Raw genomic sequence first — 24,985 nt, 5'->3', positions numbered from 1 at the left:
AAAAGATACCCTGTTTATGCCGCAATTGGCCGGGCATCTCAAGGGCAATGGTCTGATAGACAATAAAAAACGGCCGCAAGCGGCCGTTTGAACGTCAATGGGCGGGTTACTTCTTCTCGTGTTCCTGCGGGAACACCAGGTTCAGCACGATGGCGGTAATGCCGCCGGCGGCGATGCCGGAAGAGAGCAGGGTTTTCAGCCAGTCCGGCGCGAACTGCAGGATCAGCGGCTGCTGGGAGACGCCCATGCCGACGGCCAGCGACAGCGCCATGATCATGATGGCACGGCGGTTCAGACGCTCGCGCGACACGATGCGCACGCCGGAGGCGGCGATGGTGCCGAACATCACGATGGTCGCGCCGCCCAGGACCGGCTCGGGAATGTGCTGCACGAAGCCGGCCACCGCCGGGAACAGCCCTAGCGCGATCAGCATCAGCGCCACCACGAAGCCGACGTAGCGGCTGGCGACGCCGGTCAGCTGGATCACGCCGTTGTTCTGGCCGAAGCAGGAGTTAGGGAAGGTGTTGAACACCGCCGACAGCATCGAGTTCAGGCCGTTGGCCAGCACGCCGCCCTTCAGGCGCTTCATATACAGCGGCCCGCTGACCGGCTGTTCGGAGACGTCGGAGGTAGCGGTGATGTCGCCGATGGTCTCCAGCGAGGTGACCATAAAGATCAGCATCAGCGGCAGCAGCAGGTTCCAGTCGAAGCCCAGGCCGTAATAGAGCGGCGTGGGGATAGTGATTGCCGCCGTGGGGGCCGCAGGGGCATCGGCGGGCAGCATGTCCATCGCCCAGGCCAACAGATAGCCGACCGCCATGGCGATCACCAGCGAAGCCACGCGCAGGTAAGGATTGCGCTGGCGGTTCAGCAGGATGATCACGGCCAGCACCGCGCCGGCCAGCAGCAGGTTTTTCGGCGAGCCGAAGCTATGATCGTTCATCGCGACGTAGCCGCCGCCGATCGAGGTCAGGCCTACCTGAATCAGCGACAGGCCGATGATCATCACCACGATGCCGGAAACCAGCGGGGTGATGATGCGGCGAGCCAGATGCAGCACGCGCGACAGCAAAATTTCGGTGCAGGAGGCGACCATCAGGGTGCCGAACAGCGCGGCCATCATGGTCGGCACATCGGCGCCGCCGTTTTTCAGCGCCAGACCGCCCATGATCAGCGGCGAAACGAAGTTGAAGCTGGTGCCCTGAATCGACAGCAGCCCGGAACCCACCGGCCCCCAGGTTTTGATTTGCAGAATGGAAGCCAGACCGGAGGCGAACAGCGACATGCTGATGATGTGCTGGGTATCCTGTGCCGGCAGGCCTAGCGCCTGGCAGATCAGCAGGGCCGGAGTGATCACCGCGACGAACATCGCCAACAGATGCTGGCCGGCGGCAAACAGCGTTTGCGGCAGCGGCGGGCGATCTTCCAGGCGATAAATCAGTTCACTGGCGCGGGGTTCTGAGGCGGCTTGGCGTGCGGCATCAAGCTCGGAGGATGACATGCTCATGGTGTGGCGTTTCCAGATACGGCAAAGCAGGCATTTTAATGCTCCTCCCCGCAAAAGCAAACGGTTGCGCGTAAATATTATGCTGCCGACTTTCTCGTTTATGTCGCATTTTCATTCATTTTTTCTTGTCATCTCAGCGTTTTTTACTTCTAATCCCGCACTCATCAAGTTTAAAAACTAAGTGGTTTTCTATAACTTATTATTTTTATTTGGATCTTTTCCCTTACATGGAGTACCTGGATGTTTCATCTTGATACTTATGGCACGTTAGTCGCGGCGACGCTGGTTTTGCTCCTCGGGGGCAAGTGCGTCAGAACCATTCCTCTGCTGCGAAAATATACCATTCCTGCTCCCGTCGCCGGCGGTTTGCTGGTGGCCCTTCTGCTGTTAGCCCTGAAAAAGCTCGTCAACTGGGAAATCAGTTTTGACATGTCGCTGAAGGACCCGCTGATGCTGGCCTTCTTCGCTACCATCGGTCTGAACGCCAACCTGGCGCGTTTGCGCGCCGGTGGCAAGGTGCTGGTGGTATTCCTGTTCGTGGTGCTGGGGCTGCTTATCGTGCAGAACGCCATCGGCATCGGCATGGCGAAAATGCTGGGGCTGGATCCGCTGATGGGCCTGATCGCCGGGTCGATCACCCTGTCGGGCGGCCATGGTACCGGGGCCGCCTGGAGCAAGCTGTTCATCGAGCGCTACGGTTTTGAAAACGCGACGGAAGTTGCCATGGCCTGTGCCACCTTCGGCCTGGTGCTGGGCGGCCTGATCGGCGGCCCGGTGGCGCGCTATCTGGTCAAACACTCCTCCACGCCGGAAGGCACCCCGGATGACAGCGTGCAGCCGAGCGGCTTCGAGAAGCCTGAAAGCGGCCGCCTGATCACCTCGTTGGTGATGATCGAAACCATCGCCATGATCGCCATCTGTCTGAGTCTGGGGCAACTGATTGCCGGCCTGCTGAGCGGCACGGTGTTTGAACTGCCGAACTTTGTTTGCGTGCTGTTCGTCGGGGTGATCCTCAGCAACACGCTGGCCTTCACCGGTTTCTATACCGTGTTCGAGCGCGCGGTATCGGTGCTGGGCAACGTGAGCCTGTCGCTGTTCCTGGCGATGGCACTGATGAGCCTGCGCCTGTGGGAGCTGGCCTCGCTGGCGCTGCCGATGCTGGCGATCCTGGCGGTGCAGACGCTGGTCATGGCGCTGTACGCGATCTTCGTTACCTACCGGGTGATGGGTAAAAACTACGATGCGGCGGTGCTGGCCGCTGGCCACTGCGGCTTCGGCATGGGCGCCACGCCGACGGCGATCGCCAACATGCAGGCGATCACCGATCGCTTCGGTCCGTCGCACGTGGCGTTTTTGGTGGTGCCGATGGTGGGGGCATTCTTTATCGATATCGCCAATGCCATCGTCATCAAGCTGTATCTGCTGCTGCCGGTGTTCCCGGCGGTGGGGTGATATCGCGAGTCATCACGGAAAGAGGGCGCCTGCGGCGCCCTTTTTTATGCGTTGGAATAACGCGCCTTCTCCGGCAGCCAGCGTTCAATCAGCGCCTGGGCGTGCTCCGGATAATGCTGATGGAGATGGCGAGCGACGCGCTGCACTTCGGGGATCATCGCCTGATCGCGCAGCAGATCCGCCACCTTGAATTCGGCGCTGCCGGTCTGGCGGGTGCCCAGCAGCTCGCCCGGGCCGCGGATCTCCAGATCGCGCTGCGCGATGACGAAGCCATCGTTGCTGTCGCGCAGCACCTGCAGGCGCGTTTGCGCAGTCTTGCTCAGCGGCGTTTTGTACAGCAGCACGCAGTGTGAGGCCACGGCGCCGCGTCCTACGCGGCCGCGCAGCTGGTGCAGCTGCGCCAGGCCCAGCCGCTCCGGGTTTTCGATGATCATCAGGCTGGCGTTCGGCACGTCGACGCCGACTTCGATCACCGTAGTGGCGACCAGCAGCTGCAGCTCGCCCTGTTTAAACGCCTGCATCACCGCCTGCTTTTCCTGCGCTTTCATGCGGCCGTGCACCAGCGCCACCTTCAGCTCCGGCAGCGCGGTTTTCAATTCTTCCCAGGTGGCTTCCGCCGCCTGTGCTTCCAGCAGTTCGGACTCTTCGATCAGCGTACACACCCAGTAAGCCTGCCGCCCCTCTTCCAGACAGGCGCTCTTCACCCGTTGAATGATGTCGGCGCGGCGGGTATCGGGGATGGCGACGGTGGTCACCGGCGTGCGGCCCGGCGGCAGCTCGTCGATGACCGAGGTATCGAGATCGGCATAGGCGGTCATTGCCAGCGTGCGCGGGATCGGCGTGGCGGTCATGATCAGCTGATGGGCGTGGAAGCCTTGCTCTTCGCCTTTCTCCCACAGCGCCAGCCGCTGATGCACCCCGAAGCGGTGCTGCTCATCGATGATCACCAGCGCCAGCCCGTTGAACTGCACCTGCTCCTGGAAGATGGCGTGGGTGCCGACCACCATCGACACCTGGCCGCTGGCGATGGCTTCCTGCTGCGCGATGCGCGCCTTGCCTTTCTGTTTGCCGGCCAGCCAGCCGACCTCAAGCCCCAGCGGCTCGAACCACTGACGGAAATTGTTGGCGTGCTGCTCGGCCAGCAGCTCGGTCGGCGCCATCAGCGCCACCTGCTTGCCGTGCGCGATGGCGCGCAGTGCCGCCAGCGCCGCCACCAGCGTTTTGCCTGAGCCGACGTCGCCCTGCACCAGCCGCATCATCGGGAAGTCTTTTTGCATATCGGCTTCGATGTCGGCCACCACGCGCGTTTGCGCGCCGGTCGGCGAGAACGGCAACTGGGCGAGAAAACGGTTTTTGAGCCGATCGTCCGGCAGCAGCGGCTGCGCCTGATAACTCTGCGCGCCGGCGCGCACCGCCAGCATGCTGAGGTTATGCGCCAGCAGTTCTTCGAGGATCAGGCGTTTTTGCGCCGGGTGTTTGCCCAGCTCCAGATCCGCCAACTGGATGTCCGGCGGCGGGCGATGCAGGGTGTGCAGCGCCTGCGGCAGGCTCATCAGGCCGCCGCTCAGCTCCGGCGGCAGCAGCTCGGCGATGGCGCAGGTATCCAGCAGCTCCAGCGCCTGGTCGGTCAGCTTGCGCAGCGTGGCCTGCCGCACCCCTTCGGTGGTGGGGTAAACCGGCGTCAGCGACTCCTGCAGCTCGACCTCGCTGGCTTCGCCCTGAATGCGGTATTCCGGATGGATGATTTCCGCGCCGTGGTTGCCGCGCTTGATCTCGCCATAGGCGGTCACGCGGCGGCCGGTGGCCAGGCTGTTCTTCATTGCGGCGTTGAAGTTGAAGAACCGCATGGTGAGGATGCCGGTGCCGTCGCTGATCTGGCAGGTTAACATGCGGCGGCGGCCGAAGCTGATGTCGCTGCGCAGCACTTCCCCTTCTACCGTGGCGTAGATGCCGGGCAGCAGATCGTTGATCGGGTAGAGGCGAGTGCGGTCTTCGTAGCGCAGCGGCAGGTGCAGCAGCAGATCCTGAATGGTCTCGAGGCCAATTTTGGCCAGTTTGCCCGCCTGGCTGGCGCCAACCCCGGAAAGCGTGGTGAGTGGGATAGCATCCAGCAGGCGGCCTTTCATTTGCGCACCGTCGCCTGCATGGCCGCCCACCATTCGGCGCTGGCGACCACCTGGCCCTGCTCGTCAATCTGCGGGCGCGGCAGCCCTTTGCGCTTGGCCACGTTGGCCAGCACCGGGTAGCCGCCTTCGAACAGCAGACGCTGCTGCTCTTCTTTGTCCAGCATGCTGTTGTCACGGCGATACAGGCCGGCGTTCTGCCGCTGGCGCTGCGCTTCATACAGGATCAGTGCCGAGGCCACAGAGACGTTGAGCGATTGCACCATGCCGATCATCGGAATGACGATGTCCTGATCGGCCAGCGCCAGCGCTTCTTCGGTGATGCCGGTTTTTTCCTGGCCGAGCAGCACGCAGGTGGGCCGGGTGTAGTCCACCTCGCGGAAATCGACCGCGCGCGCAGACAGGTTGGTGGCCAGAATTTGCATGCCCTGCGCTTTCAGGTGACCGACCGCGTCGCCGATGGTGGGATGGGTTTTAACGCTGACCCAGCTGTTGCTGCCGGCGGCGGAGGAAACCAGGGTGCGCATACGGGTGGTGGGCCACACGGCGTGGACCTGATGCACGCCGACGGCGTCGGCGGTGCGGATAATGGCGGAGACGTTATGCGGCTTGTGCACTTGCTCCAGGCAGACCGTCAAATCCGGCTGCCGGGTCGCGAGCATTTCACAAATCCGCGCATAGCGTTCAGGACTCATAAGCGCTAGTTTCGGTTGCGGTTAACTTTGATCACATCCGGCATGATACGGATTTTACGCATAATGTTTGCCAAATGGATGCGATCGCGGGTGGTCAAGCGGATAAAGGCGCTATAAACCCGACCGTCTTTCTCTTCGGTGTTCAGGCTCTGAATATTGGACTCGGCCGCGTTGATCGCCGCCGTCAGGTTGGCCAGCGCGCCCTGGTGGTTGAACATGTCCACCTTGATCTCGGCGATGAACTCCTGCTCGGTCTCTTTATCCCACTCGACCGCCATGAACTTCTCAGGCTCTTTCTGATAGCCGCGAATATTGCGGCAGGATTCATGGTGGATCACCAGCCCTTTGCCCGGGCTGACGTGAGCGATAATCGGGTCGCCCGGAATCGGACGGCAGCACTTGGCGAAGGTGATCAACACCCCGTCGGCGCCCTTGATGGCCAGGTTACGCACGCCGGAGGAGGTGCCCAGGCTGGACTGATCGCCCTGCAGGTTCTTCGCTACCACCACGCTCATGGCGTTGCCCAGGCCGATTTCCGCCAGCAGATCGTCCAGCGTCGCCAGCTTCATGCGGTCCAGCTCGTGCTGAATGTTTTCCTGCGGGATTTCGGCCAGCTTGCGGCTGCCGCCCAACGCATGGTTGAGCAGACGGCGGCCGAGGCCAACGGAGTCGTCACGCTTGAGGTTCTTCAACATCTGGCGGATTTTGGCGCGTGCTTTCGAGCTGACCACGAAGTTCAGCCAGGCGGCGTTGGGCCGTGCGCCCGGTGCGGTGATGATCTCGACGGTTTGGCCGCTGGTCAGCGACTGCGACAGCGGGTACGGCTGACGATCGACGCGTGCGCCGACGCAGGCATGGCCGATATCGGTATGCACCGCATAGGCGAAGTCGACCGGCGTGGCGCCGGCGGGCAGCTCGACGATGCGGCCTTCCGGGGTGAAAACGTAAATCTCATCCGGGAACAGATCGGATTTGACGCTCTCGATAAATTCAAACGAACTGCCGGCACTTTGCTGCAGCTCCAGCAGGCTTTGCATCCAGCGCTGGGCGCGGATCTGCGCCGTGGTGCCGGTTTCGCCCTGTTCTCTTTCCTTGTAAGCCCAGTGCGCGGCCACCCCCATCTCAGCCATCTGATCCATATCTTCGGTGCGGATCTGCACTTCGACCGGCACGCCGTGCGGGCCGATCAGCGAGGTATGCAGCGATTGATAGCCGTTGGCCTTGGGAATGGCGATGTAATCTTTTACTCGCCCCGGGCGCGGTTTGTACAGGCTATGCACCTGGCCGAGCACGCGGTAGCAGGTATCGACCTCTTTCACGATCACCCGGAACGCGTAGATATCCATGATGGAATGGAAACGCTGTTCTTTGAGGTGCATCTTGAGGTAGATGGAGTAGAGGTGTTTTTCCCGCCCGCTGACGCGACAGGCGATGCCGGCTTCGGTCAGCCGCCCTTCGATCTCGGAGAGGATTTTTTGAATCATCTCTTTGCGGTTGCCGCGCGCGGCCTTCACCACTTCCTTGATCACGCGATAGCGGTTCGGATACAGCGCCTCGAAACCCAGTTCTTCCAGCTCGGTTTTCAGGTGATGAATACCCAGACGGTGGGCGAGGGGGCTGTAGATTTCCAGGGTTTCACGCGCGATGCGCCGGCGTTTGTCGGGGCGCAGCGAACCAAGGGTGCGCATGTTGTGCGTACGGTCGGCCAGCTTGATCAGCACGACGCGGATATCCTGCACCATCGCCATGATCATCTTGCGGAAGTTTTCCGCCTGCGCTTCTTTCTTGTCCTGGAACTTCAGCTTGTCGAGCTTGGAGACGCCCTCAACCAGTTCGGCGACGCTCTTGCCGAACAGCTGTTCCATATCCTGATAGGTGGCTGGGGTGTCTTCGATGACGTCGTGCAGCAATGCCGCCATCAGCGTCTCGTGATCGAGACGCATTTCCGCCAGGATGCAGGCCACGGCGACCGGGTGAGTAATGTAAGGCTCACCGCTGGAGCGTGTCTGGCCCTCGTGCGCGTCGCGCGCGACGAGGTATGCCTGTTTGAGGCGCTTAATCTGCTCCTCGGGCAGGTAACGTTGAATCAGCAGATTCAGGCTTTCAAACAGGTACAAGGCGGACTCGCAGTCTAATTAACGACGACCTTCAGCAATCGCGGTAACCGCTTGAATCTCTGCGGCTTCCTGCTCTTGCTGTTCCTGGCGCTCACGCACGTCGAGGATCTGGCTGGTGATCAGGCCTTCTTCGATTTCGCGCAGGGCGATAACGGTGTACTTGTCGTTCTCTTCCGGAACCAGTGCATCTTTGCCGCCGGTCTGGATCTGACGCGCCCGACGAGCAGCGACCAACACCAGGTCAAAACGGTTACCAATTTTCTCTACAGCGTCTTGAACAGTTACGCGTGCCATATTTGTGCTACTCCACAGGTGACGAAAAGACTGGGCATGATACTGAAACTGCCTTCAGTCTGCCAATAGTTTGCTGATTAAAGCGTCATGCCGCAGCAACTGGCGGCCCAAACGCAGGCGTTCGGCGCGAATGATGGTCTTCAGATCGGACAGCGCCAGATCGAAATCATCGTTCACGATCAGGTAATCGTACTCCGCGTAATGCGTCATTTCCGCCACGGCCTGAGCCATGCGCTTGGCGATCACCTCTTCGGAATCCTGCCCGCGCCCGCGAAGGCGGCGGCCCAGTTCTTCCTTCGACGGCGGCAGAATGAAGATGCTGCGCGCCTGCGGCATTTTGGCGCGGATTTGCTGTGCGCCCTGCCAGTCGATATCCAGAAACACGTCTACGCCGGTTGCCAACACTTGTTCGATGGCGGCGCGCGAGGTGCCGTAATAGTTGCCGAACACTTCGGCGTGCTCAAGAAACGCGTCCTGCTCGATCATCCGGCGGAATTCGTCTTTCGAGACGAAGAAATAGTGTTCGCCGTGATTTTCACCTGGGCGGCTGTCGCGCGTGGTGTGCGAAACCGAAACCTGCGTGTCGTACAGCGGTTGCGTCTTTAACAAAGCCTGAATCAGACTTGATTTACCTGCGCCACTGGGAGCAGAGACAATATAAAGCGTGCCTTGAGCCATGATGATGTTCGTTGATAACGGTTGATATGCCAATAACAGCGGATGTGTATTTTCTCCGCACAGTATACACGGCTAACGCGCCGGGTGCAGCGTTAGCTCGCATTTTGCCCGCCGCTTTGCGCGGAAAAAGCGGCGAATGAGCGAATTTGCGCGTCGAAGGGCAACATTTCAGCAGTTTTGGCCTCGGCGGCGAGGCCATGTCAGATTACGGCGCGTCGGTAATGTGGGGGGCGGACGAAGGGGTTTCCCGTGCGGGGTGGCGGAGAAAGAGAAAGATAATGACGGCGGACGCCAGCGTCGTCAGGGCGAGTAGGTACAGCAGATTCTGGAAAGCCAGTTCGTAGGCGTGCTTCAGCCGTGCGGCGTCCGCATTGAGCAGGGCGGTCGCCCGCGGCATATCCCCCATGGCCAGGGCGTGCGCGCCGGCGGCGTTTGCGGTTGGGGGAGCGAGATGGCGCCCAACCAACAAAGCCAACAGGGCACCGACGATCGCCAATGCAATGCCTTCCCCCGCGACGCGAACGGTGCTGAAAATGCCGGTCGCCATGCCCGCTCGCTCTCGCGGCACGACGCTGACGGCTAAACCGTCCATCAATCCCCAGGGCAAGCTGATACCGCAACCGATGGTCAGCATCGGTAGCAGTAACCGCGCGAGCGATTGCCCCGGCGCATAGTGCGCCAGCCATGCCAGCCCGGCGGCGCAAATCAACAAGCCGAGGCTGGAAACGGCGCCGGCGGAAAAGCGGTGAGCGAATGCCCCGGTCAGCAGCGGCAGCACCAGCATTGGTGCGGACAACGTCAGCATCATCATGCCGGTTTCCACGGTGCTGTAACCCTCGATGCCGATAAATCGGAGGGGAAGTAGCACCAGCAACACCACGTACGAATAGGCCGGCGCTGCCGCCAACAGCTGTACGCCGACAAAGCGCGGGTAGCGAAACAGCGACAGATCGAGCATCGGCCGAGCGGTGCGGAGTTCAATCAGGATAAAAGCCAGCATAAACAGCAGCGCGCCGGTCAGCGGCCTAATGACTTGCGTGCTGCTCCAGCCGCTGTCGGGCGCCAGCAGCACGGCGTAAGTCAACAGCGACAGCGCCAGCGTAAAGACGATGGCGCCGGGCCAATCGAGGCGAGAGGCGGCGGGATCGCGCGATTCGGGCATATCGCGCTGGCCGCTGAACAACGCAATGGCGCTGAGCAGCGCCAGGCAGAGAAAAAGCGCGCGCCAGCCGAAGAGCTGCGTCAGCGTGCCGGCCAGCAGCGGCCCGAATGCCAGCCCGATGCCGAACGTGGTGCCCAGCAGGCTGAAGGCCTGGCTTCTCTCCGGCCCGTTAAATACCTGGGCCAGGCTTGCGGTGCCGCCGGCCAGCGCGGCTGCGGCGGAGATGCCTTGCAGCGCGCGTATCGCGTCGAAGGACATAATGTCTTGCGCTGCGCTCATGAGCAGGGCGCTGAGCGCGAGCGCCGCCAATCCACAAATAAATACGCGCTTGCGGCCAAAACGATCGGCGAGCGCTCCGGCGAGCATCAGGCTGCAGCCGAAGGTCAGCATAAACGCGTTGGTGACCCAACTGAGCGCGACCAGTCCGCCGCCCAAATCTTTGGCGATCGCGGTGAGCGCGACTGCGGGGCCGGTAAAGCTCAACGGCATGATCAGGCCTGCGAGACACACGGAAAAGAGTATGAGCCAGCGCTGCGGGTGCGCATTCCGGGATGGATGAGCGTTCATGGGCGATTCCTGATGCGGTGGTTTCGATGGGTATGGATGATAAATAAGACTGAATAGGTTAAAAATAAGGCTAAATTCCACACTTTCAGGACAAAAACGCTCTAATGGGGGCCATATGGAAAGTTTGAGCGGGCTGCTGGCGTTTGTTCGCGCTGCCGAATCGTGCAGCTTTGTCGCTGCTGGGGAGCGATTGGGGGTGTCAGCCTCGGCGGTGGGTAAAAGCGTGGCGCGGCTGGAGGCGTCGTTGGGCGTTAGGCTGTTCAACCGCAGCACCCGGCGCATCAATTTGACGGAGGAAGGGGCGCTATTTTACGAACGCTGCCGGCGTATTGTTAGTGATATCGAGAACGCTGAAGCCGAGATGGCACGTATTTCAGAGGCGCCGCGCGGCAAGCTGCGCGTCAGCATGCCCGCCATCGGTTACCGCATGCTGGTGCCGCTGTTGGCTGATTTTACCGCACGTTATCCTGAGATTGAGTTGGATGTGGACTTCAACGATCGCATCGCGGATCTGATCGCCGAGGGCGTTGATGTGGCGGTTCGCGGCGGAGAGCTGGCTGATTCCCGCCTGATGGCGCGGCGTCTTGGACCGTTTCGCCAGGTTTTGGTCGGCGCGCCGGACTACTTCCGCCGGCGCGGAACGCCGTTGAAACCGGCGGATCTGCTCGAGCATGCTTGTTTGCGTTATCGCTTCCCGGGCGGGCAGCAGTTGCAAGCGTGGCGGCTGAGCGCCGACGATGAGGCGCTGTCGTTAAGCTTGCCGGTGACGATGAGTTTCAGCAGCGTTGAGGCGCTAATCCATGCGGCGCAGCAGGGATTGGGCATCGCCTACCTGCCGGATTTCACTTTGAGCCAGGCTCTGCGCGGCGGGCAGCTGACGGCGGTGCTGCAAGACAGCACGCCCGAGCGCGGCGCGTTTTCTGCCGTGTGGCCCTCTAACCGGCACATGTTGCCGAAAGTCCGGGTGTTCGTGGATTATCTGGCACGGTACATGCTGCCGGACGATCAGTGATCCGGATGCTGGTAGTTGAACACCGGCAGGCCGAGGCGGAAGCGCAGGGCGATCAGGCGCGCGCTCAGGCCGGCGACCAACGTGAGGATCACCACCAGATTGTGCGGCAGACTGAGGTGCTGCAGGCCGATATACAGCCAGGCGGCGCTGAAGGAGATGCCGGCGTAGATCTCTTTCTGGAAAACCAGCGGGATGCGGTTGCAGAACATGTCGCGCAGCACCCCGCCGAAGACGCCGGTGATCACTGCGGCGATGGCGGCGATAATGGCGCTATGCCCCATATCCAGGGCTACCTGTGCGCCGATGATGGAGAAGACGATCAGGCCGACGGCGTCGAGCACCAGGAACAGGCGGCGCAGATGGCGCATCAGAGGAGCCACCCAGGTGGTGACGATCGCCGCTATCGCGACGATGACGATGTATTCCGGGTGTTTGACCCAGCCCAATGGAAAATGCCCGAGCAGCATATCGCGCACCGATCCGCCGCCGATCGCCGTGACCGAAGCGATGATGATCACGCCGAACATGTCCATTTGGCGGCGGCCGGCCGCCAGCGCGCCGGTCATGGCTTCGGCGGTGATGCCGATGATATAAAGGATGCTCAGTAACATAAGGGATTCACAGCGTACTTGCGTCAGAATGATGGCCGGCAGGGTAATCGCCGCCGATGGCGCGCGCCACTGAGTTTTTTTCACCGATGGCGTTTCGGATTAATTTAGCTAATCCAAACTCCGTTTTTATTGCCGGTAACCAGCCTTTTTTAACATCTGGCTGTTGATGAAAGCATTAGAAATTTCGCGCTGGTTTCCATCGCTGACTATGCTTTTTGCAGCTAACCCTTCAACCGAGAAACCGAGACTGCAGATGAAAAACTCCCCGAAACTGGCCGCCGGCGCCGTGGTGGCCGCCCTGCTGCTGAGCGGCTGCGTGGCACCAGGCCACCAGGCTGTGCCATCCGCCCTGGCTTGCCGTGCTGGCGATCCGCTGGTGCAAACAACGCTCTACTTCGGCCTGAATCGCCCGGCGGGGCCGACGATCACCGCGGCCGAGTGGCAAACCTTCGTCGACAGCCAGGTGACGCCCCGCTTTAAAGACGGGCTGACGGTCTTTGATGCCAAAGGGCAGTGGCTGGGCCACGACGGCAAGCTGGCGCGCGAGAACAGCAAGGCGCTGCTGTTGATCCATTCGCCGGGCAAAGAGAGCGAGGCGAATATCGAGGCGCTGCGCAGCGGCTATAAGCAGCAGTTTGCGCAGGATTCGGTGATGCGGGTGGATGCACCGGTGTGCGTGGCGTTTTAAAGCGAACTCCCGGCCATGCGGCCGGGAGTGGGGATTACAGCACCAGGCCGGCGATAGCCGCCGACAGCAGGCTCACCAGCGTCGAGCCATAAACCAGCTTCAGGCCAAAACGGGAAACCACGTTGCCTTGCTGCTCGTTCAGCCCCTTGATGGCACCGGCGACGATGCCGATGGAGGCGAAGTTGGCGAACGACACCAGGAACACCGACAGAATGCCCAGCCCGCGCGGCGACAGCTCCGCCGCGATTTTCTTCAGCTCAATCATCGCCACGAATTCGTTGGCCACCAGTTTGGTCGCCATGATGCTGCCCGCCTTCAGCGCCTCTTCCGCCGGGATGCCGATCAGCCAGGCCAGCGGATAGAACACATAGCCGAGGATCTGCTGGAAGCTGATGCCGAGCACCGCGGAGAACAGCGCATTGACGGCGGAGATCAGTGCGATAAAGCCGATCAGCATCGCCGCGATGATCATCGCAATTTTGAAGCCGGCCAGAATGTACTCACCCAACATTTCGAAGAAGCTCTGATCTTCATGCAGTTTGTTCAGCTTCAGCTCCGGCTCGTCTTCGACCTGATACGGGTTGATGATCGACAGGATGATGAAGGTGCTGAACATATTAAGGATCAAGGCCGCCACCACGTATTGCGCGTCGATCATCGACATGTAGGCGCCGACGATGGAGAGCGAAACCGTCGACATGGCGGTCGCGGCCATGGTGTACATGCGGCGCGGCGAGATATCGCCGATGATGCCCTTGTAGGCGATAAAGTTCTCCGACTGCCCCAGCACCAGCGTGCTGACGGCGTTGAACGACTCCAGCTTGCCCATGCCGTTGACCTTGGACAGCAGGGTGCCGACCAGGCGGATGATCAGCGGCAGGATACGGAAATGCTGCAAAATGCCGATCAGGGCGGAAATAAAGATGATAGGGCACAAAACGCCGAGGAAGATGAACGCCAGGCCATCCTTGTTCATGCCGCCGAACACGAACTCCGATCCTTGGGCGGCGTAGGCGAGCAGGGTGTCGAAGAAGCCGGCGACGTGTTTGATCACGCTGAGCCCGCTGGCGGAATGCAGGAAGAAATAGGCCAGCGCGCCTTCGATCACCAGCAGCTGGATGATATAGCGCAGGCGGATTTTCTTGCGATTATTGCTGACCAGCAGCGCCAGGGCGATGATCACCACCAGAGCCATAATAAATTGCAGAATTTGTGGCATAAACGGTCCGTACGGTTCACGGGCAGGAAAAAAACACATTTAGCCACAGCATCGCCGTCCTTTCATTACCTTGCGTGATAATTAGAACAAAATACTTATGGCGTGCGGGATATCTTGCCGATTGTCATCCGCACGCGCTGTCCGACAGTTTTTCATAAGCTCCCCGGCGAGCCCTCTCCCCAGAGGCATGCCGGCTCGCAACCTGATGCAATCGCCGGCACTCGCGTGCAAACGCCTGGAACCTGGATCGCAATGAGTGATTTTCCCGACGCAAAGCGTGGTTTTCTTGGCTGAGGCGGAGAAACATGTTTGGGAAAGGTGCCGTGACCGGCGCGCATTTTCTCGGACAAGGAGGCGAACGATGAATACCGGTACGTTGCTCAGGGCGCTGGCCAACGGCGTTAATCCCGATACCGGCGAGCTGTTGAGACCGGCTTCTGCGGCCTGTGCGCCGGAGGCTATCCGCCTGCTGTTCGCGTTGGCCAACGAGTTCGATGGCGAGTCCGAACTGCAGGAAAAAGCCCGGCTGACGCCGGAAGAGAAGCGGCAGAAAAATCGCACCGAGGGTCGGCCGGCCAATGCCTACTTCCCCTGGTCGGAAGAGGAAAAACTGCGGCTGCGCGAGAGCCATGCGGCCGGGGCGACGCTGGAAGCGCTGAGCGATGAGTTCGAGCGCTCAACCTGGAGCATTACGGTGCAGCTACAGAAAATGGGGCTGACGGGTGAAGAGCAGGCGGTCGCTTATCGCTGATCTGTAGCCATAAAAAAGCCCGCTTGGCGCGGGCTTGGTGGCGTGCGGAGCGGGATCACTCGATATTCTGGATCTGCTCGCGCATCTGCTCGATCAGCACTTTCAGCTCGATAGCGGAAGCGGTCACGTCGGCGTTGATCGACTTGGAGGCCAGGGTGTTCGATTCGCGGTTGAACTCCTGCATCATAAAGTCGAGGCGGCGGCCGACGGCTTCTTTCTTCTTCAGGATGTTGTGCGTCTCTTTCACGTGCGCTTCCAGACGGTCCAGCTCTTCGGCGACGTCGATACGTTGCGCCATCAGCACCAGCTCTTGCTCCAGGCGGGTGTTTTCCAGCTGTACCTGCGCCTCTTCCAGCTTGCTGACCAGACGCTCGCGCTGCCATTGCAGGATGTTCGGCATCTGGGCGCGCACTTTGACCACTTCGGCACTGACGCCGTCGAGGCGTTGTTCGATCAGCGTTTTCAGCGCGGCGCCTTCGCTTTCGCGTGCGACGATGAAGTCATCCAGCGCACCGTCCAGCGACTGCATCAGCTCGGCGCTGATGGCGTCCAGATCCTGCTCCTGCGCGGACATCACGCCCGGCCAGCGCAGCACGTCGATCGGGTTGATTTCCCCTTCGTCGCTCTGCATTTTCACCCAGTTGGCGGCTTCGACCAGCTGTTTGGCCAGTTTTTCGTTCAGGATCAGCGAGCTTTGCGCGCTTGGATCCAGTTCGAAACGCAGGTTGCATTCGACTTTGCCGCGGGTCAGGCGGCCACGGATACGTTCACGGATCACCGGCTCCAGGCTGCGGAATTGTTCCGGCAGGCGGATGTAGGTTTCTAAGTAGCGCTGGTTAACGGAACGCAGCTCCCAGGCTGCGCTGCCCCATTCACCCTTGATTTCACGCCGGGCGTAGGCGGTCATGCTGCGGATCATTGATGCGTACCCGTAATAGGAAAAGATGGGGCGATTATAGCGTCGCGGCTGCGGGCAGGATAGGCATTACGTCACGAAGCCCGTATAATGCGCAGCCAATCGTTGATTTGAAGCCGGAGAGAGCCCATGCGTCCTGCAGGCAGAGCACCACAGCAAGTTCGCCCCCTGACACTGACCCGTCACTATACCAAACACGCTGAAGGTTCAGTGCTGGTTGAGTTTGGCGATACCAAAGTCTTGTGCACCGCCACGGTAGAAGAGGGCGTTCCGCGCTTCCTGAAAGGCCAGGGGCAAGGTTGGATCACCGCCGAGTACGGCATGCTGCCGCGCTCTACCCACAGCCGCAATGCCCGTGAAGCCGCCAAAGGCAAGCAGGGTGGCCGCACGCTGGAGATCCAGCGCCTGATCGCGCGCTCGCTGCGCGCCGCGGTGGATCTGAAAAAGCTCGGTGAATTCACCATCACCCTCGACTGCGACGTACTGCAGGCCGACGGCGGTACCCGCACCGCCTCCATCTCCGGCGCCTGCGTGGCGCTGGCCGATGCGCTGAACACGCTGGTGGCCAACGGCAAGCTGAAAGCCAACCCGATGAAGGGCATGGTGGCGGCGGTTTCCGTCGGCATCGTCAATGGCGAAGCGCTGTGCGATCTGGAGTATGTGGAGGATTCCGCGGCGGAAACCGACATGAACGTAGTGATGATGGAAGATGGCCGCATGATTGAAGTGCAGGGTACCGCCGAAGGCGAGCCGTTCAGCCACGATGAGCTGTTGGCGCTATTGGCGCTGGCCCGAGGGGGCATCGAAACCATCTTCCAGGCGCAGAAAGCGGCGCTGGCGGACTGATTTTTTAAGGCGACTGAGAAGTCGCCTTTTTTATGCCCGGCGATCGGGCGGCAGTAATGACAAGACCCAAGCAGATTCAGACGAGGAGAAGCAGTAATGAAAGCCTATCAGCGCCAGTTTATCGAGTTCGCGCTTAACAAGCAGGTATTGAAATTCGGCGAGTTCACCCTGAAGTCCGGCCGCACCAGCCCGTATTTCTTCAATGCCGGCCTGTTTAATACCGGGCGCGATCTTGCGCTGTTGGGGCGCTTCTACGCCGAAGCCCTGATGGACTCCGGCATCGATTTCGACCTGCTGTTTGGCCCGGCCTATAAAGGCATTCCTATTGCCACCACCACGGCGGTGGCGCTGGCGGAACACCATGAGCGCGACGTGCCTTACTGTTTTAACCGCAAGGAAGCCAAGACCCACGGCGAAGGCGGTTCGCTGGTCGGCAGCCCGCTGCAGGGGCGCGTGATGTTGGTAGACGATGTGATCACCGCCGGCACCGCGATCCGCGAGTCGATGGAAATCATCGGCGCCAGCGGCGCTTCGCTGGCGGGCGTGCTGATCTCCCTCGACCGTCAGGAACGCGGCCGCGCGGATATCTCCGCCATTCAGGAAGTGGAACGCGACTACCATTGCAAGGTGATTTCGATCGTGACGCTGAAGGACCTGATCGCTTATCTGGAAGAGAAGCCGGAAATGGCGGACCACCTGGCGGCGGTGCGCGCTTACCGCGAGCAGTACGGGGTGTAAGTAAAAACGCCGGGCATGCCCGGCGTTATCTTTATTGCAGCTGGGCCGCCAACAGCGGCCAGCGGGCGTCGAATTCCTGCGTTGGGCGATAGCGGAATTCCGAACGCACATAGCGCGACAACATGCCTTCGCAGAAGGCCAGCAGCTGGCTCGCCAGCAGCGTTTCATCGACGATAAAGCCTTTGCCTTCGCGCAATTTACGCTCTTTCAACACCTGGCGCAGCTGCGCCTCGATGCGTTCGAACAGCTGGTTGATGCGGCCCTGCAGGCGATCCTGTTCAAACATCAGCGCGTGGCCGGTCATGATGCGCGTCAGCCCCGGGTTGCGTTCCGCAAAGCCCAGAATCAGCAGTAAAATCAGGCGCAGACGATTAAACGTCTCTTTCTCGTCCTGCAAGATCAGGTTGATGCGGGTGATCAGACTGTCTTCGATAAACTCGATCAGGCTGTCGAACATCCGTGTCTTGCTGGGGAAATGCCGGTACAGCGCAGCTTCAGAAACACCCACGTTCGCGGCGAGCTTGGCGGTGGTGATGCGTTGGCTGCCGTCGCTGGACTCCAGCATCTGGGCTAACGCCTGCAATATTTCCTCGCGCCGATTCCTTTTCGTATTTTCTTTTTCTGCCATGTCTGATTAGACCCTTGCTAAAACTTAACTGACGGAAACCCGCGCACCGGCCGCTGCAGAGCAGGCTCTGTGCGGCTTATGTGATAGCTTTTTTACGATACTGGGGTCAGCGGCCTTAATGGCCTTTTTCCGCGCTGCCTGGTGTGCGCTGCAATTGTCGCGGTAAAACTTTGCCGCAGAGACATCCTTCTCCCCGGAAAGGCAAGGTTCAGGCGACGTTTCCCTGCCGGCCATCGTGCCTTGGATGGCGCTTAGTGGCGCCCCGAGTGGCCGAAGCCGCCTTCGCCGCGCTCGCTGCTGTCGAATTCTTCCACCAGGTTGAATTCGGCCTGCACCACTGGCACGAAGACCATCTGCGCGATACGTTCGCCCGGCTCGATGGTGAAGTGTTTCTGGCCGCGGTTCCAAACGGACACCATCAGCTGGCCCTGATAATCGGAGTCGATCAGGCCGACCAGGTTGCCCAGCACGACGCCGTGCTTGTGGCCCAGGCCGGAGCGCGGCAGGATCACCGCCGCCAGGCCGGCGTCGGCGATGTGGATCGCGAGGCCGGTAGGCAGCAGCGTGGTTTCACCCGGCGCCAGCTCCACCGCGCTGTCCAGGCAGGCGCGCAGGTCGAGACCGGCGGAGCCCGGCGTGGCGTAGGTCGGTAGCGGGAAATCCTGACCGATGCGCGGGTCGAGGATCTTAACGTCGATTTTTTTCATCATAACGGCTGACTATCTCGTCTATTAAACGTTGGCCAAGGAGTGCCTTGTCGCTCAGCGCCAGGCGCTTTTCTCCATTCTGCCAAAAAAGGTGCAGGGCATTGGTGTCGCTGTTGAACCCGTGCTCTGCAAGCGATACATCGTTAGCGCAAATCAAATCCAGCTTCTTACGCGCCAGTTTTTGCCGCGCGTATTCTTCCACATTCTGGGTTTCGGCGGCAAACCCCACGACAAACGGTCGATTTTTGGTCATCGCCGCCACGCCGGCGACGATATCGGGGTTTTTTACCATCTTGAGGACGATTTCATCACCCTGTTTTTTTATTTTTTCATCGGCGATCTGCTCGGGGCGGTAATCGGCCACGGCGGCGCAGGAGATGAAAATCTGCTGCTGCGCGGCGCGCTGTTGCACCGCCTGCTCCATCTCCAGCGCACTGGTGACGTCCACTCGGGTGACCGATGGCGGCGTCGGCAGATTGACCGGCCCGGCGATCAGCGTCACCTGCGCGCCGCGGGCGGCGGCGGCGCGGGCAATCGCGAAGCCCATTTTGCCGGAGCTGTGGTTGCTGATGAAACGTACCGGATCCAGCGCTTCACGCGTCGGGCCGGCGGTGATCATAACCTGCAAATGTTGCAGATCCTGCGGGGCGGAGAAATGACCGTTCGCCAGGTCGACGATGTCCAGCGGATCCAGCATGCGGCCCGGACCGACGTCGCCGCAGGCCTGGCTGCCGCTGTCCGGCCCCCAGAGCATCATGCCGCGCGCCTGCAGCGTTTGCAGGTTGGCCTGCGTGGCGGCGGCGCGATACATCTGCTGGTTCATGGCGGGGGCGGCGGCGATGGGGGCATCGGTCGCCAGGCAGACGGTGGTCAGCAGATCGTTGGCCATGCCGGCGGCGACGCGCGCCAGCAGATCGGCGGTCGCCGGCGCCAGAATCACCAGATCCGCCCATTTGCCGAGTTCGATGTGGCCCATGGCGGCTTCGGCGGCGGGATCCAACAGATCGTCGGACACCGGGTGGCCGGAAACGGCCTGCAGCGTCAGCGGCGTAATGAACGCCTTGGCGGCGTGGGTCATCACCACGCGCACTTCTGCGCCCCTGTCGCGCAGGCGGCGCACCAGCTCTGGGCATTTGTAGGCGGCGATGCCGCCGCTGATGCCAAGCACAATATGTTTGCCGGAAAGTCCCGTCATCATCATTGTCCGATTGAAAGCCGAAAGATGCGCCATTTTAGCATATCCGCCGTTCAGGTGAGTGATTCCGCAATGGCTGCAGGGTATTACATTGTGCTTTGCGAAACACTTCGCAATGTTATCAAACACCTGTCGAACGCGCCGGGTGGCACATGGCATGCTGTAGCCCTTTCAGGGAGGAACACGATGAGCAACCCGATTGTGGCGTGCTGGCCGGGCGCGCTGGCGCCGCGTGAAAAGTTGTTGATGCAGGGGGCGGCGGCGCTGTCCGACGCAGAGCTGTTGGCCATTTTCTTGCGTACCGGGTTGCCCGGCGTGCACGTGATGCAGCTGGCGGAGCAGCTGCTGCGTCGGTTCGGCTCGCTTTATCACCTGATGTCGGCCGACCATCAGGCTTTTTGCAGCCAAAAAGGTCTGGGGGACGCCAGCTATACGCAGCTACAGGCGATTGCCGAGCTGGCGCTGCGCTTCTTTTCCAGCCATTTGTCGCAGGAAAACGCCATGCTCAATCCGCGCGTCACCCAGCATTATCTGCAAAGCCTGCTGGCGCATCGCGAGCGAGAGGTCTTTTTGGTATTGTTTTTAGACAATCAGCACCGGGTTATTCGCCATCAGGAGATGTTTGCTGGTACCATCAGCAGCGTCGTCGTCTACCCGAGAGAAATTGTGCGTGAAGCGTTGAAGGCTAATGCCGCCGCGCTGATTCTCGCGCATAATCACCCTTCGGGTAAGGCTGAACCCAGTCATGCCGACCGTTTGATAACGGAACAGGTGGTGAAAGCCTGTCAGTTATTGGAGATCCGAGTGCTTGATCATTTGGTGATCGGTCGGGGTGAATGCGTCTCTTTTGCCGAGCGCGGATGGCTTTAAGCGATTTTTTCGCGATCCTTGTGGGATCTTTAGCTGTTCGGGACTTGAGCACTTACGCTTCAGAGCGTATACTACGCCACCTTTGAGAATCTTGGGTTTGGCGCAAGAGCCTATCTCAGCAGGTTTCTGACCTGATGTGTGGTTTCTACCTGATGACGAGAGTCTCCTCAGTATGAAGTTTGCTGAGATGGGCTCTAAAAGCCTGACGAGGCGGCCATACCCTATACGAAGCTCGAGCTGATTTGATTTTTGGAGAATAGACATGTCCCGAGTCTGCCAAGTTACTGGCAAGCGCCCGGTGAGCGGTAACAACCGTTCCCACGCAATGAACGCGACCAAACGCCGTTTTCTGCCTAACCTGCACTCACACCGTTTTTGGGTTGAGGCTGAGAAGCGCTTTGTAACTCTGCGTGTATCTGCTAAAGGTATGCGTGTTATCGATAAGAAGGGTATTGAGACGGTTCTGGCCGATCTGCGTGCCCGTGGTGAGAAGTATTAAGGAACTGAATCATGGCTAAAGGTGTTCGCGAGAAGATCAAGCTGGTTTCTTCTGCTGGTACTGGTCACTTCTATACCACCACGAAGAACAAGCGTACTAAGCCGGAAAAATTGGAACTGAAGAAATTCGATCCAGTTGTCCGTCAGCACGTAGTATACAAAGAAGCTAAAATTAAATAATTTTAGTGGATTAATGAAAAACCCGGCCTTGGCCGGGTTTTTTGTTTTATAAAGGGTAGAAAACGTCGGAGGGGAAGCCAGATGCCTGAATTACCGGAAGTTGAGACGAGCAGACGCGGTATAGAGCCTTATCTTGTCGGCCACAGCATTCAGTATGCGGTGGTGCGCAACGCGCGCCTGCGCTGGCCGGTTTCCGAGCAGATCCTGACGCTGAGCGATCGGCCGGTGCTCAGCGTGCAGCGCCGGGCCAAATACCTGCTGATCGAGCTGGAGAACGGTTGGATTATCGTGCACCTGGGCATGTCGGGCAGCCTGCGCATACTGCGCGAGGAAAACGAAGATGAAGCCGGCAAACACGACCACGTCGATCTGGTGATCAGCAATGGCATGATCCTGCGCTATACCGATCCGCGCCGTTTCGGCGCCTGGCTGTGGTGCGAAGACCTGGCGGCCAGCAGCGTGTTGGCGCATCTGGGGCCGGAACCGCTGAGTGAAGCGTTCAACGGCGACTACCTGTATGAAAAATCACGTAATAAGCGCACGCTGATCAAACCGTGGCTGATGGATAATAAGCTGGTGGTCGGGGTCGGTAACATTTACGCCAGCGAATCGCTGTTCAGCGCCGGGATCTTGCCCGATCGTCCGGCGGGATCGCTGAGCAAAACCGAAGCGGAACTGCTGGTGAAGACCATCAAGGCGGTATTGCAGCGCTCTATCGAGCAGGGCGGCACGACATTGCGCGACTTTTTGCAGTCGGACGGCAAACCGGGGTATTTCGCGCAGGAGCTGCAGGTTTACGGGCGGGCGGGAGAACCGTGCCGCGCGTGCGGCACGCCGATCGAATCCGCCAAGCACGGGCAGCGCAGCACCTTCTTTTGCCGCCGCTGCCAGCGCTGAGCATCACTCGGCGGCGAGCTTCGCCATCAGCGCCTGGGTGACCACATCAGGCAGGAAAGGCGCGATATCGCCGCCGTGACGGGCGACCTCCTTCACCAGCGAGGAGGAGATGAACGACCACTCTTCGGAAGGCATCAGGAACACGCTTTCCAGCGTCGGCATCAAATGGCGGTTCATGTTCGCCAGCTGCAATTCATATTCAAAGTCAGACACCGCACGCAGGCCGCGCACCAGGATATTGGCATTCTGGTGAGCGGCGAAGTGCGCCATCAGCTCGCTGAAGCCCAGCACTTCCACATTGTCCAGATGCGAGGTGACCTGCGTCGCCAACGCCACGCGCTCCTCCAGACTGAACAGCGGTTTTTTGCTCGGGCTGGCGGCGATGGCCAGAATCACGTGATCGAACATCAGTGACGCGCGTGTCACTAAATCCAGGTGGCCGTTGGTCATGGGATCGAAGGTCCCGGGATAGATGGCTTTGCTGGTCATGATTCACTTCTCTGAGTAGTTGCGGCCCAATGCCCATAATGCGGCATATTTATTGAAGGTATATTGCGCGTTGACCACCGCTAACAGCAACCCCTGTTTACCGTCGAGGAAGCCGGCACGCAGCAGCCAGGTTTTGACGAAGGCGCCGAGCGTGTGGGTCAGAATAGACAGGTAGCCGCAACGCTTGCCGGCCCGGTGGCGCTGCGTGGCCCACTCTTCGGCGTAACGCAGCTGTTTGCGCTGAAAGGCGAAGAAGTCGCGGCAGGTCAGGTGCAGCATATCGCCGCTGAGGGGGATCACCTTGGCGTCGCCGATATTCAGCGATTCGTGCACCAGATCGTCGTTATAGCGATAGCGTTGGTTGGCGTACAGGCGGTTGACGCGGTCGGGATACCAGCCGCTGTGGCGCATGAAGCGGCCTAGAAACAGGTTGCGCCGCGCACAGCTGTAGACGGCGCCATCGTCCGGCGCGTTCAACACCCGCTCGATGGATTGCCGCAGCTCGGGCGTGACGCGTTCGTCGGCGTCGATCATCAATACGTAGTCATGGCTGGCGTAGCTTTGCGCCAGCTGACGCTGCTTGCCGAACCCTTGCCAGTCGGTGTGCGTGAAGACTTTGGCGCCCAGGCTTTCGGCGACGGCGACGCTGTCGTCCTCGCTGCCGGAGTCCAGCACGATGATTTCATCGGCCCACTCGACCGAACGCAGACAGTCCGGCAACAGCCCGGCTTCGTTTTTGGCGATCATCACTACCGACAGGCTTTTGCGGCTGCTCATTCAGTGGCTCCGGGGCGGCAGGTGCGGTTCCAGCAGCTGCAGCAGGCGCTGCAACGCTCCCTGATTCTGATACAGCACTTCCACCGCATGGCGGCCGTAGTAACGACGGTAGTCTTCGTCGGTTAACAGGGTTTCCACTTCCTTCACCAGCGAATCCACATCGGTCACGGTGATCAGGCCTTCGGCCTGCGAGAGCTTGGCGCAGATGTCTTTAAAGTTGAAGGTATGCGGGCCCATCAGCACCGGGATGGCGTGCGCGGCGGCTTCCAGCGGGTTGTGCCCGCCGCGTTCCACCAGGCTGCCGCCGACAAAGGCCAGATCGGCGATGCCGTACAGCAGCATCAGTTCGCCCATGGTATCGCCGATCACCACCTGGGTGCTGCCGGACGGAATTTCGCCGCTACTGCGCAGGGTGTAGCTGAAGCCGGCTTTCTGCACCAGCTCCTTGGCGGTCGGGAAGCGTTCCGGATGACGCGGCACCAGGATCAGCAGCAGGTCGGGGTGTGTTTCCAGCAGTTTGCGGTGTGCTTCCAGCAGGATGGTTTCTTCACCGTCATGGGTGCTGGTGGCGATCCACACCGGGCGGCGCGGTGCCCATTGGCGGCGCAGCGTAACGGCGCGGGCGGCCAGCTCCGGGGTGACGGAGATATCGAATTTCAGGCTGCCGGTCACGGCCAGCTGCGAGCGCTTCAGGCCCAGTTCGATAAACCGATCGCCGTCTTCCTGGTTCTGTGCGGCGATCAGCGTAATGCGGCGCAGCATATCGCGCATGAACCCGCCAATTTTCTTATAGCCGGCGGCGGAGCGGGCCGACAGACGCGCATTGGCGATAACCAGGGGGATTTGCCGCTGGTGCAGCGCGTTAATCAGGTTAGGCCACAGCTCGGTTTCCATGATGATCACCAGCTTGGGATTCACCTGATCGAGGAAGCGGTTCATGGAACCGGGCAGATCGTAGGGCAGATAGACATGATGTACGTCTTTGCCGAAAGCTGACTGGACGCGTTCTGAACCTGTTGGGGTCATTGTGGTCACAGTTATCGGCAAAGCGGGGTAACGGTGGCGCAGCGCCCGTACCAACGGGATGGCCGCCAGCGTTTCGCCGACGGAGACGGAATGCAGCATGATGCCGCCTGGCACGACTTTCCCGGCGCAGAAGCCATAGCGTTCCGCCCAGCGTTTACGGTAGGCTGGAGCTTTGCGGCTGCGCAGCAGTAAGCGGAGCCAGATCAGGGGTTGGATGAGGTAGAGTAGTACCTGATATAAACGCAGCAACATTCTATCAATTTCATTTATATGGGTTATTCGGAATAGTACCATAACTGGAAGGGAAAGGCGCTAATTTGGTAACCTTGGGTGTCAGTTTCA

At 60.3% G+C, this 24,985-nt stretch carries 26 protein-coding genes; 10 read left to right on the top strand and 16 right to left on the bottom strand.

Going from position 1 to position 24,985, the window contains the following annotated elements:
* Positions 1 to 106: 106 nt before the first annotated feature.
* On the bottom strand, positions 107 to 1,507 hold the full coding sequence (locus tag ACYF6X_RS24025) for a nucleobase:cation symporter-2 family protein (RefSeq protein ID WP_130017777.1): 1,401 nt from the start codon (positions 1,505 to 1,507) through the stop codon (positions 107 to 109).
* A gap of 240 nt (positions 1,508 to 1,747) precedes the next feature.
* Between ACYF6X_RS24025 and gltS the strand changes: the two genes are divergently transcribed.
* Entirely contained in the window at positions 1,748 to 2,959 is a 1,212-nt protein-coding gene (gltS, locus tag ACYF6X_RS24020; RefSeq protein WP_033649747.1) for a sodium/glutamate symporter, read from the top strand.
* Between the two features lie 44 nt (positions 2,960 to 3,003).
* Here the strand turns inward: gltS and recG are convergent, their stop codons facing one another.
* The 6 genes from recG to ACYF6X_RS23990 all read right to left on the bottom strand — a co-directional run bounded on the left by recG (position 3,004) and on the right by ACYF6X_RS23990 (position 10,595).
* The gene (gene recG / locus ACYF6X_RS24015; protein ID WP_130017776.1) at positions 3,004 to 5,085 is read right to left on the bottom strand and encodes an ATP-dependent DNA helicase RecG; all 2,082 of its coding nucleotides are present in this window, start codon (positions 5,083 to 5,085) and stop codon (positions 3,004 to 3,006) included.
* The gene (trmH, locus tag ACYF6X_RS24010; RefSeq protein WP_130017775.1) at positions 5,082 to 5,777 is read right to left on the bottom strand and encodes a tRNA (guanosine(18)-2'-O)-methyltransferase TrmH; all 696 of its coding nucleotides are present in this window, start codon (positions 5,775 to 5,777) and stop codon (positions 5,082 to 5,084) included. The genes recG and trmH overlap by 4 nt, the downstream gene beginning before the upstream one ends.
* A gap of 5 nt (positions 5,778 to 5,782) precedes the next feature.
* Positions 5,783 to 7,894: a bifunctional GTP diphosphokinase/guanosine-3',5'-bis pyrophosphate 3'-pyrophosphohydrolase gene (spoT, locus tag ACYF6X_RS24005; protein ID WP_004931224.1), complete on the bottom strand. Its 2,112-nt coding sequence runs from the start codon at positions 7,892 to 7,894 to the stop codon at positions 5,783 to 5,785.
* A gap of 18 nt (positions 7,895 to 7,912) precedes the next feature.
* A complete protein-coding gene (rpoZ, locus tag ACYF6X_RS24000) occupies positions 7,913 to 8,188 on the bottom strand; it encodes a DNA-directed RNA polymerase subunit omega (RefSeq protein ID WP_004931221.1) in 276 nt (91 codons plus the stop codon).
* A 54-nt stretch (positions 8,189 to 8,242) separates the two neighbouring features.
* Positions 8,243 to 8,866 (bottom strand): guanylate kinase, encoded by a 624-nt coding sequence (gene gmk, locus ACYF6X_RS23995; RefSeq protein WP_004931218.1) that lies wholly within the window; start codon positions 8,864 to 8,866, stop codon positions 8,243 to 8,245.
* A gap of 205 nt (positions 8,867 to 9,071) precedes the next feature.
* Complete coding sequence (locus tag ACYF6X_RS23990) at positions 9,072 to 10,595, bottom strand: MFS transporter (protein ID WP_130017774.1); 1,524 nt, start codon at positions 10,593 to 10,595, stop codon at positions 9,072 to 9,074.
* Positions 10,596 to 10,710: 115 nt separating this feature from the next.
* Here ACYF6X_RS23990 and ACYF6X_RS23985 point away from each other — a divergent pair, with 115 nt between their 5' ends.
* Positions 10,711 to 11,607, top strand: a complete 897-nt coding sequence (locus ACYF6X_RS23985) for a LysR family transcriptional regulator (protein ID WP_130017773.1) — start codon at positions 10,711 to 10,713, stop codon at positions 11,605 to 11,607.
* On the opposite strand, the gene ACYF6X_RS23980 is transcribed toward ACYF6X_RS23985, so the two are convergent.
* Complete coding sequence (locus ACYF6X_RS23980) at positions 11,601 to 12,218, bottom strand: trimeric intracellular cation channel family protein (protein WP_025304704.1); 618 nt, start codon at positions 12,216 to 12,218, stop codon at positions 11,601 to 11,603. The genes ACYF6X_RS23985 and ACYF6X_RS23980 overlap by 7 nt on opposite strands.
* Positions 12,219 to 12,471: 253 nt before the next feature.
* Between ACYF6X_RS23980 and ACYF6X_RS23975 the strand changes: the two genes are divergently transcribed.
* Positions 12,472 to 12,906: a DUF3574 domain-containing protein gene (locus tag ACYF6X_RS23975; RefSeq protein ID WP_063991291.1), complete on the top strand. Its 435-nt coding sequence runs from the start codon at positions 12,472 to 12,474 to the stop codon at positions 12,904 to 12,906.
* Between the two features lie 34 nt (positions 12,907 to 12,940).
* Here ACYF6X_RS23975 and ACYF6X_RS23970 read toward each other — a convergent pair whose 3' ends face one another.
* Entirely contained in the window at positions 12,941 to 14,125 is a 1,185-nt protein-coding gene (locus tag ACYF6X_RS23970) for a NupC/NupG family nucleoside CNT transporter (RefSeq protein ID WP_130017772.1), read from the bottom strand.
* A gap of 361 nt (positions 14,126 to 14,486) precedes the next feature.
* On the opposite strand from ACYF6X_RS23970, the gene ACYF6X_RS23965 reads away from it, so the two are divergent.
* Positions 14,487 to 14,876: a hypothetical protein gene (locus tag ACYF6X_RS23965; RefSeq protein ID WP_130017771.1), complete on the top strand. Its 390-nt coding sequence runs from the start codon at positions 14,487 to 14,489 to the stop codon at positions 14,874 to 14,876.
* 55 nt (positions 14,877 to 14,931) lie between these two features.
* On the opposite strand, the gene ACYF6X_RS23960 is transcribed toward ACYF6X_RS23965, so the two are convergent.
* The gene (locus tag ACYF6X_RS23960) at positions 14,932 to 15,795 is read right to left on the bottom strand and encodes a YicC/YloC family endoribonuclease (RefSeq protein ID WP_063991293.1); all 864 of its coding nucleotides are present in this window, start codon (positions 15,793 to 15,795) and stop codon (positions 14,932 to 14,934) included.
* Positions 15,796 to 15,921: 126 nt separating this feature from the next.
* Here ACYF6X_RS23960 and rph point away from each other — a divergent pair, with 126 nt between their 5' ends.
* Both rph and pyrE read left to right on the top strand, forming a co-directional pair.
* Entirely contained in the window at positions 15,922 to 16,638 is a 717-nt protein-coding gene (gene rph, locus ACYF6X_RS23955) for a ribonuclease PH (protein ID WP_025160305.1), read from the top strand.
* 96 nt (positions 16,639 to 16,734) lie between these two features.
* Complete coding sequence (gene pyrE / locus ACYF6X_RS23950; RefSeq protein ID WP_004931204.1) at positions 16,735 to 17,376, top strand: orotate phosphoribosyltransferase; 642 nt, start codon at positions 16,735 to 16,737, stop codon at positions 17,374 to 17,376.
* Between the two features lie 31 nt (positions 17,377 to 17,407).
* Here the strand turns inward: pyrE and slmA are convergent, their stop codons facing one another.
* From slmA to coaBC, 3 genes are all read right to left on the bottom strand, one after another.
* Positions 17,408 to 18,004: a nucleoid occlusion factor SlmA gene (gene slmA, locus ACYF6X_RS23945; protein WP_025304700.1), complete on the bottom strand. Its 597-nt coding sequence runs from the start codon at positions 18,002 to 18,004 to the stop codon at positions 17,408 to 17,410.
* A gap of 251 nt (positions 18,005 to 18,255) precedes the next feature.
* Positions 18,256 to 18,714: a dUTP diphosphatase gene (dut, locus tag ACYF6X_RS23940; protein ID WP_016929680.1), complete on the bottom strand. Its 459-nt coding sequence runs from the start codon at positions 18,712 to 18,714 to the stop codon at positions 18,256 to 18,258.
* Positions 18,692 to 19,909: a bifunctional phosphopantothenoylcysteine decarboxylase/phosphopantothenate--cysteine ligase CoaBC gene (coaBC, locus tag ACYF6X_RS23935; RefSeq protein WP_165384376.1), complete on the bottom strand. Its 1,218-nt coding sequence runs from the start codon at positions 19,907 to 19,909 to the stop codon at positions 18,692 to 18,694. Before coaBC ends, dut begins: the two co-directional genes overlap by 23 nt.
* A 183-nt stretch (positions 19,910 to 20,092) precedes the next feature.
* On the opposite strand from coaBC, the gene radC reads away from it, so the two are divergent.
* The 4 genes from radC (at position 20,093) to mutM (ending at position 22,351) form a co-directional block, all read left to right on the top strand.
* Positions 20,093 to 20,776, top strand: a complete 684-nt coding sequence (gene radC / locus ACYF6X_RS23930; protein ID WP_025304698.1) for a RadC family protein — start codon at positions 20,093 to 20,095, stop codon at positions 20,774 to 20,776.
* A 262-nt stretch (positions 20,777 to 21,038) separates the two neighbouring features.
* A complete protein-coding gene (gene rpmB / locus ACYF6X_RS23925; RefSeq protein WP_004931195.1) occupies positions 21,039 to 21,275 on the top strand; it encodes a 50S ribosomal protein L28 in 237 nt (78 codons plus the stop codon).
* Positions 21,276 to 21,286: 11 nt separating this feature from the next.
* Positions 21,287 to 21,454, top strand: a complete 168-nt coding sequence (gene rpmG, locus ACYF6X_RS23920) for a 50S ribosomal protein L33 (RefSeq protein ID WP_002442576.1) — start codon at positions 21,287 to 21,289, stop codon at positions 21,452 to 21,454.
* Between the two features lie 81 nt (positions 21,455 to 21,535).
* Positions 21,536 to 22,351: a bifunctional DNA-formamidopyrimidine glycosylase/DNA-(apurinic or apyrimidinic site) lyase gene (gene mutM / locus ACYF6X_RS23915; protein WP_063991294.1), complete on the top strand. Its 816-nt coding sequence runs from the start codon at positions 21,536 to 21,538 to the stop codon at positions 22,349 to 22,351.
* 3 nt (positions 22,352 to 22,354) lie between these two features.
* Here the strand turns inward: mutM and coaD are convergent, their stop codons facing one another.
* From coaD to waaA, 3 genes are read right to left on the bottom strand one after another with little or no spacing between them, the layout of a single operon-like run.
* Complete coding sequence (gene coaD, locus ACYF6X_RS23910; protein WP_130017769.1) at positions 22,355 to 22,840, bottom strand: pantetheine-phosphate adenylyltransferase; 486 nt, start codon at positions 22,838 to 22,840, stop codon at positions 22,355 to 22,357.
* Between the two features lie 3 nt (positions 22,841 to 22,843).
* Positions 22,844 to 23,617 carry a glycosyltransferase family 2 protein gene (locus ACYF6X_RS23905; protein ID WP_063991296.1) on the bottom strand — a complete coding sequence of 258 codons (774 nt, stop codon included), beginning with the start codon at positions 23,615 to 23,617 and terminating at the stop codon, positions 22,844 to 22,846.
* Entirely contained in the window at positions 23,618 to 24,895 is a 1,278-nt protein-coding gene (waaA, locus tag ACYF6X_RS23900; RefSeq protein ID WP_060453241.1) for a lipid IV(A) 3-deoxy-D-manno-octulosonic acid transferase, read from the bottom strand. It abuts the gene before it with no gap.
* Positions 24,896 to 24,985 lie beyond the last annotated feature (90 nt).

The organism is Serratia sp. ID 25-353 (assembly GCF_054792795.1).
The sequence above is the reverse complement of the archived record's forward strand: the minus strand, read 5'-3'. Positions and strand labels throughout refer to the sequence as shown.